Source organism: Pseudomonas sp. ASL4, assembly GCF_056680395.1.
In genome coordinates this window covers 3432460-3444874 of sequence record NZ_CM155280.1, presented here as the reverse complement: position 1 = coordinate 3444874, position 12415 = coordinate 3432460, and the positions used below count along the sequence as shown (strand labels likewise).

8 protein-coding genes are annotated in these 12415 nt (G+C 61.1%); 4 read left to right on the top strand and 4 right to left on the bottom strand.

The annotated features are described in order from the left end of the window. Positions 1 to 125 precede the first annotated feature (125 nt). From betA to speB, 4 genes are all read right to left on the bottom strand, one after another. Positions 126 to 1814: a choline dehydrogenase gene (betA, locus tag AC1MEW_RS15475; protein ID WP_201255990.1), complete on the bottom strand. Its 1689-nt coding sequence runs from the start codon at positions 1812 to 1814 to the stop codon at positions 126 to 128. Positions 1815 to 1816: 2 nt separating this feature from the next. Then, entirely contained in the window at positions 1817 to 3385 is a 1569-nt protein-coding gene (locus AC1MEW_RS15470; RefSeq protein ID WP_201255989.1) for a purine-cytosine permease family protein, read from the bottom strand. Between the two features lie 172 nt (positions 3386 to 3557). After that, positions 3558 to 5066 (bottom strand): aldehyde dehydrogenase family protein, encoded by a 1509-nt coding sequence (locus AC1MEW_RS15465; RefSeq protein ID WP_201255988.1) that lies wholly within the window; start codon positions 5064 to 5066, stop codon positions 3558 to 3560. Between the two features lie 27 nt (positions 5067 to 5093). Next, complete coding sequence (gene speB / locus AC1MEW_RS15460) at positions 5094 to 6098, bottom strand: agmatinase (protein ID WP_201255987.1); 1005 nt, start codon at positions 6096 to 6098, stop codon at positions 5094 to 5096. 152 nt (positions 6099 to 6250) lie between these two features. Here speB and AC1MEW_RS15455 point away from each other — a divergent pair, with 152 nt between their 5' ends. The 4 genes from AC1MEW_RS15455 to gcvP all read left to right on the top strand — a co-directional run bounded on the left by AC1MEW_RS15455 (position 6251) and on the right by gcvP (position 12322). Further along, positions 6251 to 7165, top strand: a complete 915-nt coding sequence (locus tag AC1MEW_RS15455) for a LysR substrate-binding domain-containing protein (RefSeq protein WP_201255986.1) — start codon at positions 6251 to 6253, stop codon at positions 7163 to 7165. A gap of 56 nt (positions 7166 to 7221) precedes the next feature. Continuing rightward, the gene (locus AC1MEW_RS15450; RefSeq protein WP_323570615.1) at positions 7222 to 8730 is read left to right on the top strand and encodes a sigma-54-dependent transcriptional regulator; all 1509 of its coding nucleotides are present in this window, start codon (positions 7222 to 7224) and stop codon (positions 8728 to 8730) included. Between the two features lie 348 nt (positions 8731 to 9078). Further along, positions 9079 to 9456, top strand: coding sequence for a glycine cleavage system protein GcvH (gcvH, locus tag AC1MEW_RS15445; RefSeq protein WP_323570614.1), 378 nt, complete (start codon positions 9079 to 9081; stop codon positions 9454 to 9456). A gap of 10 nt (positions 9457 to 9466) precedes the next feature. Continuing rightward, entirely contained in the window at positions 9467 to 12322 is a 2856-nt protein-coding gene (gene gcvP, locus AC1MEW_RS15440; RefSeq protein ID WP_480426832.1) for an aminomethyl-transferring glycine dehydrogenase, read from the top strand. The last annotated feature ends 93 nt before the right edge of the window (positions 12323 to 12415 follow it).

The following is a 12415-nucleotide window of genomic DNA, read 5'->3' as shown; positions in this document are numbered from 1 at the left end:
CGAAGCGGCCCCGCTCTATCCAAAAAGCTGGGGCCTGCTGCGCAGTCCAGCGGGAGCAAGCTCCCTCGCCACAAGTAAGCTTCTTTCTCCTCAAGGACAGTGTTCTCAAGTGAGCCTGAGTTAAATCACACCCTGACGTTCCGCGCCGGCAACGAGGTCCGCTGACTGGTCTCCCAATCCTCAACACGCCCCACCGCCGCTTCCGACGCCGGCAGCATCTTGCGTCCGCGAACCAGATCCGAAGCCCGTTCGGCCAGCATAATGGTCGGCGCATTGAGGTTGCCATTTGGCTCAGTCGGGAACACCGACGAGTCAATCACCCGCAACCCGGCGATGCCATGCACCCGCAGTTCCGAGTCCACCACCGCCCCGTCGTCCTCACCCATGCGACATGAACCGCACGGATGGTAGGTGCTCTCGAGGTTTTCCCGCACGAACGCATCGATCTCCTCATCGCTATTCACCAACGGCCCTGGCGCGATCTCGCCGTCACGGAAGCGGTCCATCGCCGGTTGGCCGATGATCTCCCGGGTCAGGCGGATGCAGCGGCGGAAACCTTCCCGGTCCTGCTCGCTTTGCAGGTAGTTGAACTGGATCAGCGGATGCTCGTAAGGGTCGGCCGAGCGGATGCGTACATAGCCGCGACTTTTCGGTTTGTTCGGCCCGGTGAGCACCATGAAGCCATGGCCCTTGATCGGTTTGTTGCCGTCGTAGCGCATCGCCGCCGGCAGAAAGTGGAATTGAATGTCCGGCCAGCGCAAACCCTTCTCGGAGCGAATAAAACCGCCGGCCTCGAAATGGTTGGTAGCGCCGAGTCCGTCCTTGAACAGCAACCAGCGCAGGCCGATCAGCAGTTTGCTCAGCGGATCCATTTTGCTGTTCAGCGTCACCGGTTCCTTACAGCCAAACTGGATGTAGACCTCGGCGTGATCCTGCAGGTTTTCACCGACGCCCGGCAGGTCATGCCGGACCTCGACCCCGGCCTTGCGCAACACTTCCGCCGGGCCGATGCCGGAGCGTTGCAGCAGGTGCGGCGAGCCGATCGGCCCGGCGGAAATCAGCACCTCGCGGTTGCAATACACCTCATGGGTCTGGCCGTCGTGGTCGTAGGCGATCCCCACGGCGCGCTTGCCTTTGAGGATGACGTGACGGGTCATCGCCTTGGTGACCACCGTCAGGTTCGGGCGGTTCATGGCCGGGCGCAAATAGGCGTTGGCCGTGGAGCAACGCACGCCATTCTTGACCGTCATGTGCATCGCGCCGAAGCCTTCCTGCATAAAGCCGTTGCAGTCATCGGTCTTGATGTAGCCCGCTTCGGCTCCAGCCTCGACCCAAGCGCCGTAAAGCGGGTTTTTCATGTGGTTGCCGTTGGTGGTGTGCAGCGGCCCGGTTTTACCCCGGTAGTTGTCGCCGTCACCTTCGTAGTGCTCTGCCCGTTTGAAGTACGGCAGGCAATTGCGGTAGCCCCAATCCTTGGCACCGAGCGACTCCCATTCATCAAAGTCACAGGCGTGACCACGGATGTAGACCAGGCCATTGATCGACGATGAGCCCCCCAGCACCTTGCCGCGCGGGCAGTGAATACGGCGTCCGTTGAGGTAAGGCTCGGGCTCGGTTTCGTAGCGCCAGTTATACTTCTTGGTGTTCATCGGGATCGAAAACGCGCTCGGCATCTGGATCACCACACTGCGATCACTGCCGCCGAATTCCAGCACCAGCACCGAGGTGGCCGGGTCTTCGCTCAAGCGGCTGGCCAACACACAACCTGCCGAGCCGGCGCCGATAATGATGTAGTCGTATTTTGGGGTAGTCATGGTTATCTCCCGACCGTCGATTCGTTGAAGACCGGTGACGAGTGTTTGGTCAGCGTGTCGCCGGTGGTGTATTGCGGGCAGGTTTTCTCGATCTGCTGGATCACCGCTTCTTCGCGCTTGAGGTCAATCGAGCGGCTGAACCAGTAGTAGACCAACCCGGAGACGATCAGCCCGACCAGCCAGGCGATGTCGATGCTGCCGAGCGCTCTGGCGAGCGGGCCGACGTAGACTTCGCGCTGTTCGACGCCGTCGTAGATGTAGAAAAACGGGATCATCGAGATGAAGCCGATGGCATACGCGGCGATACCGCGCAGGCCCCAGCTGCCGTAGATATTGCCGTGGGGCATGAAGAAGTGCGGGATGGCGTAGCGACCCTTGCGCACGAAAAAGTAGTCAGTGAGGTTGACCGAGGTCCAGGGCACCAGGAAGTACAGCATCACCACCAGGTAGATCCCCAGCACCGACAAACCTTTGCCGGAACTCTGGATGCTCAGGGCCACGCCCAGTTGCAGCAGGATCACAAAACCAATCGCCAGAATCCGCGCCTTGCGGGTCGGTTCGATGTGTTTGATGGAGTCGACGCAGGTCAGCGTGGTCAGTTTCGCGCTGTAGATGTTCATCGCAATGACCGGCAGGAACGCCAGGATCGTGACCACCACCACCGCCGTGCCCATCAGTGGCGAGACGGTGTTGCCGACTTGCCCGAGCGCCACCAGTACGTCAGTGGAATGCAGGTGATCGGCCAGCCAGCCACCGACGGAAATCATCCACGCACCGGACAACGAAGCGCCGAGGAAGACCACCGCGATCAGCTTCCCGCTGGAGGTGTTTTTTGGCAGATAACGCGAGTAGTCGGACACATACGGGGCATAGGCGATGTTGTAGCTGGCGGCCGCCGCGAACTGAGCGATGAAACCGGTCCAGTTGAAACCCAATGGCGCCGGGGCGACTTCACCGGGGGCCAGTACCGGCATCGCGGCATCGGGCACCCAGCCCATAATCACGGCCAACGTCACCAAGCCGTATAGCGGCAGCGACAGGTACAACGCCCATTTGAAGCTGCGGTGCATCCAGTCATGGCCGAGGATCGCCAGGACCGCCGCCGGTATCGTCACTGCCACAGCGATCACGGCGGGGTTGAAGCCAAACAGCGTGTGCAGCCCTTGCATCATCAACACCAGGTTGACGATGTTGAACCCGGCGAACACAAACAGCGTCGCCAGCAACACCAAAATCACACCGCGATAACCGAACTGCGCCCGCGACTGGATCATTTGCGGCAGCCCGAGGTGTGGGCCTTGCGAACCGTGAAACGCCATGAACAGCGTGCCGAACATGATGCCCAGCGTGCCAGCGAGCGTGGTCCACAAAGCGGTCAGACCGACGCTTGGGCCGACGAAGCCAATGGTCATGGTGAAGAAGGTGAAGTTGCCGAGAAACCAGAACGGGCCCTGGCTCGACAGCTTGTCGGTGCGCTCGTTCTCCGGGATGAAATCAATCGAATGGCTTTCGACGACGGGTTTGTCATCGAGGACCGACACGCTCGGGGCGGACTTGGCGTTAGTGTTCATGACGTACTCTTATTGTTGGAAGATCATGACGAAATAACCGCATCCTTACGGGGGAACGCCTCTGTGGGAGCGGGCTTGCTCGCGAAAGCGGTGTATCAGCCGACATCCATGCTGGATGTGCCGACCTCTTCGCGAGCAAGCCCGCTCCCACAGGGTTTGAGTCAACAATGACTCAGGGCAGCGTGATCCACACGGCCTTGGTTTCGAGCAAGTATTCGAGCTGCTCCGCACCCAGGTCCTTGCCGAATCCAGACTGCTTGTAACCACCGAACGGCATCGACGGGTCGAGGGTGCCGTGGGCGTTGACGTAGACCGAGCCGGCGCGCAATCGCGGGATCAGGCTATGCACTTTTCCAAGGTCATTGGAATACAGCGCGGCCGCCAGGCCGTACGGCGAGTCATTGGCCAGGGCCAACGCCTCCTCTTCATCGTCGAACGGCGCGGTCACCAGCACCGGGCCAAAAATCTCTTCCTGAACGATGCGCATGTCGTTGCGGCAATGGGCAAAAATCGTCGGTTCGACGAAGAACCCAGGCCCTTCGACCGGCTGGCCGCCGTAGACCAGTTCGGCGCCTTCCTGTTTGCCGGTTTCGATGTATTCCGTCACGCGGGCCTTTTGCAACGCCGAGACCAACGGGCTGATAAAGCAATCTGGATCCAGCCCCGGTGCCATCTTCAAGGTGCGGGTATAGGCGATCAGTTCGCGGAGGAATTCGTCGTAGACACTGCGATGAATATAGGCCCGCGTACCGGCATCGCACACCTGGCCGGAGTTAAAGAACACGCCATTGGCAATCGCTTGGGCGGCGGCCGGCACGTCGGCATCGGCGAGGACGATTACCGGCGATTTTCCTCCCAGTTCGAGGGTTAGTCGCTTCATTTCATCCAGCGCCGCGCGGCCGACGGTACGACCGACCGGCGTCGAACCGGTGAAGGTCAGTTTGTCGATACCAGGGTGCGTCGCCATTGCCGCGCCAACCACACTGCCGCGCCCGGTGACGATGTTGATCACGCCGTCCGGAATCCCGGCTTCTTGCACCAGTTCGGCGAAGCGCAAGGCCGACAGCGAGGTCAGTTCGGCGGGTTTGACCACCACGGTGCAACCGGTCGCCAGTGCCGCGCCGAGCTTCCAGGCCATGGTTTGCAGTGGAAAATTCCACGGCACGATGGCGCCGACCACGCCCACCGCTTCCTTGCGGGTATAGGCCAGGTAGTTGCCCGGCAGCGAAGGCTCGACGGTGCGGCCGTGGATTTTCGTCGCCCAACCGGCGAAGTAGCGCAGGGTGTCGACCGTGCCCTGAATATCGACATCCTTGGCAAACGCCACGGACTTGCCCATGTCGATGGATTCGATCTCTGCCAATTCAGCGGCGTTTTGTTCAATCAGATCCGCCAGCCGCTGCATCAGCCGTTCGCGTTCCGCCGGTTTGGCCTGACGCCAGGCGCCGCCGTCGAACTGGGCACGGGCGGCTTGCACAGCGCGGTCCAGATCCTCGGTGGTGCCCATCGGAATGCGGGTGATCAGGCCTTCGGTCGACGGTTCGATCACATCGGACGTCTGCCCGTCGCTGGCCTCGACAAAGGCGCCACCGATGAACATTTTCTGCACTTTGCTGAGGAAGGTTTGGGTGGCTTCCGAGACGCCGAATTTCTGCAGGTATTGCTTAACGATTGTGTCCATGTTCATACCCTCTGTGCGGCGGTCAAATCACGCCGTGGCCGTGGTGGATTCGCTCATCGCGTGCCGCGCCTGAGCCCGCTCGTGGAAGATGAAACCAATGCTGTTAAGCAGCAGTTGCGCCGCCAGAATCGAGGTCATGCCGGTCGGGTCATAAACCGGTGCCACTTCCACCAGGTCCATGCCGACGATGTTGCCTTGGCTGCGTTTGGCCAGGGCCTGGATGATTTCCAGCACTTCGTAGTAGAGGAAGCCGCCATGGCTCGGCGTACCGGTGCCAGGGGCAATGGACGGGTCGAAACCGTCGATGTCGATGGTGATGTAGTAGTTGATGTTCTGCGGGATCAGCGCCAGTACACCTTCGACACCGAGGCGACGGACGTCGCGCACCGAAAGGATTTTCGAACCCGCCGCGTGGGCCGCTTCGTAGTCATCACGATTGGACGACGATACGTTGCGGATGCCCATTTGGGTCATGCCGACGATGTGGTTCATTTCCGAAGCGCGGCGCAGCGGGTTGCCGTGGCCGTAGCGAACGCCGTGCCGCTCGTCGACGAAATCCAGGTGCGCATCGAAGTGAATGATGTGGATCGGGCCACGCCCCTCGAAGGCCTTGATTACCGGGGCGTGGATCGAGTGATCGCCGCCGAGCACCACCGGCATGACGCCCGCATCGAGAATCTTGCGCACGGCGTATTCGGTGTTCTGGTTACTGGTGACCATGTCGGTGTGGACGATATCGGCATCACCGACGTCAACCATGCGCACGTCCGCCGCGGTCAAGTACATGACATCATCTTCGTGGTCGTAGGCGCCGGCATGACCGAAGGAAAACAGCGTCGATGCCTCACGAATACCCCGTGGTCCGAAGCGTGCGCCGGAGCGCCATTGGGTGCCCATGTCATTGGGTGCGCCGAGGATCGCCACGTCGGCATCCAGCGCGTCCCAATCGGTGCATACCGGGGATTTGGCGAACGTACAGTGCCCTACGAACGGCAAGTTCAGGCGACCGGATTCATAACCGTTGTTCGACATTTCAGGCTTCTCCAATTCTTGTTATCGACTCAGCGGAGGTGGAAGGTGACCGCTGTTGAAATGACTATGAGCGCAGGTTTTCGTGGAAAAAATGCCAAACATCAGATACTCATATCGGCATTACCGATGCATCTACACGCGGGAGGTCCAAGGTGATTCAGCTGCACGATGTCGATCTGAAACTGCTCAGGGTGTTTGCCACGATTGTTCGGTGCGGCGGGTTTTCCGCAGCGCAGGCGGCGCTGAACGCCGGCCAGTCGACCATCAGCGAACAAATGACTCATCTGGAAACTCGCCTGGGGGTCAAACTCTGCCAGCGCGGGCGCAGCGGCTTTCGCCTGACCGAGCAAGGCGTGGCGATTCATGAGGCGACCCAGCGCCTGCTCTCGGCGGTAGAAAACTTCTGCATGGACGCCGACGTGCTCAAGCAGCACATCAGCGGCAAGCTCAACCTGGGGATCATCGACACCACGATTACCGACCCCGACTCGCCGCTGCCGCGCACCACCCAACGCTTCGTCTCCCGGGGGCATGACGTGCACCTGAACGTGTACGTCGGCACCCCCGCCGAACTGGAGGAACGCGTGCTCGACGGCCGACTGCACCTGGCCATCGGACACTTCCCGATCCACGTGCCTGGCCTGCTGCACTCGCCGCTGTATCAGGAAGCCTTGGGCTTGTACTGCGGGCGGCGGCATCCGCTGTATGGCAGCCAGGCCGAGAGCGATGAACTGCTCGAAGAAATTGGCGCGAGCCGGATCGTCGTGCGCGGCTACATGCAGCAATACGACCTGGAACACCTGGGCGTCAGCAAGGCGGCGGCCACCGTCGACAACATCGAAGCACTGGCGATTTTGCTGATATCCGGTGCTTACCTGGGCTTTTTGCCGATGCACTTTGCGGCCCAGTGGATCAAGACCGGCGAGATGCACCAACTGGCGCCGACCAGCATGCGCTTGATGTCGCCGTTCGATGTGATCACCCGGCGCGGCACCGCCCCGCCGCCGATCCTTCAGGCGTTCCTTGAAGACCTGGCGGCGTGTTCGCGTAAAACCACCAGCACCTGACAGACCCGGCATGTGCCGGGCATACTCATTTCGTTCGCCAACCTTGCAGGCACTCCATGCGCATCCACGTCACCTTCATCGACCGCGTCGGCATCACCCAGGAAGTGCTGGCCCTGCTCGGTGGGCGCCGGTTCAACCTGGACGCGGTCGAGATGGTCCCGCCGAACGTCTACATCGATGCGCCGACCCTCGGCGCCGAGGTGCTGGAAGAATTGCGCGAGGCGTTTCTCGGAGTCCAGGGCGTGCAAGCGGTGACGATGGTCGACATCCTTCCGGGGCAACGCCGACGCCTGCAACTCGATGCTTTGTTGGCGGCCAGTACCGACCCGGTGTTGGCGGTGGATGAGCGCGGCTACGTGTTGCTGGCCAACCCGGCGCTGATTTCACTCTGTGGCCGTGAACCGGCGGGTGAGCCGCTGACCGCGCTGTTTGATGATGCGGATTTACAAAGCACCTTGATCGAAAACGGTTACCGCTTGCCGATGCGTGAAGTCAGCCTCGGTGGCCAGACCTTGCTGCTGGACGCAATGCCGATCACCGACGCTGGCGCCCTGCTGACCCTGTATCAACCGAACCGCATCGGCGAACGCCTGTCAGCGCTGCACCACGATCATGCCGAAGGTTTCGATGCCTTGCTCGGCGAATCCCCGGCGATCCGCACCCTCAAGGCCCGCGCCCAGCGGGTGGCCACCCTCGATGCGCCGCTGCTGATTCAGGGCGAAACCGGCACCGGCAAAGAGCTGGTAGCGCGGGCCTGCCATGCCATCAGCAGCCGTCACGACTCACCGTTTTTGGCGTTGAACTGCGCGGCATTGCCCGAGAGCCTGGCCGAGAGCGAGCTGTTCGGCTATGCGGCCGGCGCCTTCACCGGCGCCCAGCGTGGCGGCAAACTGGGTCTGCTGGAACTGGCCGATCAGGGCACGGTGTTTCTCGATGAAGTCGGTGAAATGTCGCCGTACTTGCAGGCGAAACTGCTGCGGTTTTTGAGCGACGGCTGCTTCCGGCGGGTCGGGGGTGATCGTGAGGTCAGGGTCAACGTGCGGGTGCTCAGCGCCACCCACCGCGACCTGGAAAAAATGGTCGCCGAAGGCAGTTTTCGCGAGGACCTGTTCTACCGCCTCAACGTGCTCAACCTGCAAGTGCCGCCGCTGCGTGAACGCGGCCACGACATCCTGCTGATGGCCAACCACTTTATGCAGCAAGCCTGCGCGCAGATTCAACGACCACCGTGCCGACTGGCCCCCGGCACCTTTGCGGCGCTGCTCGGCAACCGCTGGCCGGGCAATGTGCGGCAACTGCAAAACGTGATCTTTCGGGCGGCGGCCATTTGTGAGAATCCGTTGGTGGACATCGACGACCTGGACATCGCCCGCACCGCTGTCGAGCGCAAAAACGATGGCGAGGTTGGCAGTCTGGAAGATGCGGTCGAAGGGTTTGAAAAGGATCTGTTGGAACAGCTTTATCGCAGCTATCCGTCCAGTCGTTTACTGGCGGCGCGATTGCAAACCTCTCACAGTGCAATTGCGGTTCGGTTGCGTAAATACGGGATTCCCGGCAAACCGTAAGCCTTGCTCGATCAAAATGTGGGAGCGAGCAAGCCAGCTCCCACAGGGATTTGCGTTGTGGCTGAATAGCCGTATTAAAATCAATACACCGTATCGATTTCAAGACAATACCTTCTCGACGCCTCTGGCCCGGACTTCACGCCCTCCTCTCACGACTCCCGTATTGACTTCAATACAGCCGCGCTCTCTCCATTCGACTAAAAACCTCTCAACCCATTGATTTACAACGCCTAACCAACATTGGCACCACCCTTGCTATCAACCCTCAAGCCACGCTCGTCACCAACACGAGCCTGTAAACGTCATCCGCCACCAGCAGCGGATGAGTCAGAACAATGAGGAGTTGATATGAGCGAATTGCGTTTTACCGTCGATCACGAATGGCTACGTCTTGAGGCCGATGGCCTGATCACCGTGGGCATCACCGCTTACGCCCAGCAGGCGCTGGGGGATGTGGTGTTCGTTCAGGTGCCGGAGTTGCGTGCATTCGGCGCTGGCGATGAAGTCGCTGTGCTGGAGTCGGTGAAAGCCGCCAGCAGCGTGTACATGCCGCTCGACGGTGAAGTGGTCGAGGTCAATTCAACGCTGGAAAGCTCCCCGGAATTGATCAACGAAGACGCGCTGGGTGAAGGCTGGTTTTTCCGCATGCGCCCCAGCGACGCCAGCGCCATGGACGCCCTGCTCGACCAGGCCGCTTACGAGCGCCTGACCCACGAAGACGCTTGAGGACTTCTGTATGACCCTGCGCCTCGACACCCGCAACGAATTCATCGCTCGCCACATCGGCCCGCGCTCCGGCGACGAGCAAGCGATGCTCAACAGCCTCGGTTTCGACTCCCTCGAAGCCCTGAGCGCCAGCGTCATCCCGGACAGCATCAAGGGCACCAGCGTGCTCGGCCTCGAAGATGGCCTGAGCGAAGCCGATGCCCTGGCGTTGATCAAGTCCATCGCCAGCAAAAACCAGCTGTTCAAGACCTACATCGGCCAGGGTTACTACGGCACCCACACGCCGTCGCCGATCCTGCGCAACCTGCTGGAAAATCCGGCCTGGTACACGGCTTACACCCCGTACCAACCGGAGATTTCCCAGGCTCGTCTCGAAGCGCTGCTGAATTTCCAAACCTTGATCAGCGACCTGACCGGCCTGCCGATTGCCAACGCCTCGCTGTTGGACGAAGCCACTGCCGCTGCCGAAGCGATGACCTTCTGCAAACGCCTGAGCAAGAACAAAGGCAGCCATGCGTTCTTCGCTTCCGTGCATTGCCACCCGCAAACCCTCGACGTGCTGCGCACCCGTGCCGAGCCGTTGGGCATCGACGTGGTGGTCGGCGACGAGCAAACACTGACCGACGTGACGCCGTACTTCGGCGCGCTGCTGCAATACCCGGCCAGCAACGGTGACGTGTTCGATTACCGCGAACTGACCGAACGCTTCCACGCCATCAATGCCTTGGTCGCGGTGGCCGCTGACCTGCTGGCCCTGACCGTACTGACCCCGCCGGGCGAGTTCGGCGCTGACGTGGCCATCGGCAGCGCACAACGCTTCGGCGTGCCGCTGGGTTTTGGTGGTCCGCACGCGGCGTACTTCTCGACGAAAGATGCGTTCAAGCGCGACATGCCGGGCCGTTTGGTCGGCGTCTCGGTGGACCGTTTCGGCAAGCCGGCCCTGCGCCTGGCGATGCAAACCCGCGAGCAACATATCCGCCGCGAGAAGGCCACCAGCAACATCTGCACGGCGCAGGTTTTGCTGGCCAACATCGCCAGCATGTACGCCGTTTATCACGGCCCGAAAGGCCTGACGCAGATCGCCAACCGCGTGCATCACCTGACGGCGATTCTGGCCAAAGGCTTGAGCGCACTCGGTCTCACGGTTGAGCAGGAAAACTTCTTCGATACGCTGACGCTGAACACTGGCGCCAACACCGCCAAGCTGCACGACAAGGCTCGCGCCCAGCAGATCAACCTGCGTGTGGTCGATGCTGAACGTCTGGGCCTGTCCCTCGACGAAACCACTTCGCAAGCTGATGTTGAAACCTTGTGGGCGCTGCTGGCTGACGGCAAAGCGCTGCCAGATTTCGCGGCATTGGCTACAAGCGTTCAAAGCACCATCCCAGCTGAACTGGTTCGCCAATCGCCGATCCTCAGCCACCCGGTGTTCAACCGTTACCACTCGGAAACCGAGCTGATGCGCTACCTGCGCAAGCTCGCCGACAAGGACCTGGCACTGGATCGCACCATGATCCCGCTGGGTTCCTGCACCATGAAACTCAACGCCGCCAGCGAAATGATCCCGGTGACCTGGGCTGAATTCGGTGCCCTGCACCCATTCGCCCCGGCCGCGCAAAGCGCCGGCTATCAGCAACTGACCGACGAACTGGAGGCGATGCTCTGCGCCGCCACCGGTTACGACGCGATCTCGCTGCAACCGAACGCCGGTTCCCAGGGTGAATACGCTGGCCTGCTGGCGATCCGCGCCTATCACCAGAGCCGTGGCGAAGATCGTCGCGACATCTGCCTGATCCCGTCCTCGGCCCACGGCACCAACCCGGCGACCGCCAACATGGCCGGCATGCGCGTGGTGGTGACCGTGTGCGATGCCCGTGGCAACGTCGACATCGAAGACCTGCGCGCCAAGGCCATCGAACACCGTGAACACCTCGCTGCGCTGATGATCACTTACCCGTCGACCCACGGCGTGTTCGAAGAAGGCATCCGCGAAATCTGCGGCATCGTTCATGACCATGGCGGCCAGGTCTACATCGACGGCGCCAACATGAACGCGATGGTCGGCCTCTGCGCACCGGGCAAGTTCGGCGGCGACGTCTCGCACTTGAACCTGCACAAAACCTTCTGCATCCCCCACGGCGGTGGCGGCCCGGGCGTTGGCCCGATTGGCGTGAAATCGCACTTGACCCCGTTCCTGCCGGGCCACGCCCAGATGGAACGCAAGGAAGGCGCGGTCTGCGCCGCACCGTTCGGCAGCGCAAGCATTTTGCCGATCACCTGGATGTACATCCGCATGATGGGCGGCGCCGGTTTGAAGCGTGCTTCGCAACTGGCGATCCTGAATGCCAACTACATTTCCCGTCGCCTCGAAGAACATTACCCAGTGCTCTACACCGGCAGCAACGGCCTGGTCGCGCACGAATGCATCCTCGATTTACGCCCACTGAAAGACAGCAGCGGCATCAGCGTCGATGACGTCGCCAAACGCCTGATCGACTTCGGCTTCCACGCCCCGACCATGTCGTTCCCGGTGGCCGGCACGCTGATGATCGAGCCGACCGAAAGCGAATCCAAGGAAGAACTGGACCGCTTCTGCGACGCCATGATCCGCATCCGCGAAGAAATCCGCGCAGTGGAAAACGGCACGCTGGACAAGGACGACAACCCGCTGAAAAACGCCCCGCATACCGCGGCGGAAATCGTGGGCGAGTGGACGCATCCGTATAGCCGTGAGCAAGCGGTTTACCCCATCGAAACCCTGATCGACGCCAAGTACTGGCCACCTGTAGGGCGTGTCGACAACGTGTTTGGCGACCGCAATTTGATCTGCGCCTGCCCATCAATCGCCGACTACCAGGACGCCTAAAAACACCGTCTCGAAAAAACACACAACCCTGTAGGAGCTGCCGAAGGCTGCGATCTTTTGATCTTCCGTATCAAGAGCAAGATCAAAAGATCG

What these genes read in the sequence shown, in the direction of transcription:
- AC1MEW_RS15470 (WP_201255989.1), bottom strand. Translation starts at nt 3,385, where the DNA reads ATGAACACTAACGCCAAGTCCGCCCCGAGCGTGTCGGTCCTCGATGAC.
- AC1MEW_RS15450 (WP_323570615.1), top strand. Translation starts at nt 7,222, where the DNA reads ATGCGCATCCACGTCACCTTCATCGACCGCGTCGGCATCACCCAGGAA.
- gcvP (WP_480426832.1), top strand. Translation starts at nt 9,467, where the DNA reads ATGACCCTGCGCCTCGACACCCGCAACGAATTCATCGCTCGCCACATC.
- gcvH (WP_323570614.1), top strand. Translation starts at nt 9,079, where the DNA reads ATGAGCGAATTGCGTTTTACCGTCGATCACGAATGGCTACGTCTTGAG.
- betA (WP_201255990.1), bottom strand. Translation starts at nt 1,814, where the DNA reads ATGACTACCCCAAAATACGACTACATCATTATCGGCGCCGGCTCGGCA.
- speB (WP_201255987.1), bottom strand. Translation starts at nt 6,098, where the DNA reads ATGTCGAACAACGGTTATGAATCCGGTCGCCTGAACTTGCCGTTCGTA.
- AC1MEW_RS15465 (WP_201255988.1), bottom strand. Translation starts at nt 5,066, where the DNA reads ATGGACACAATCGTTAAGCAATACCTGCAGAAATTCGGCGTCTCGGAA.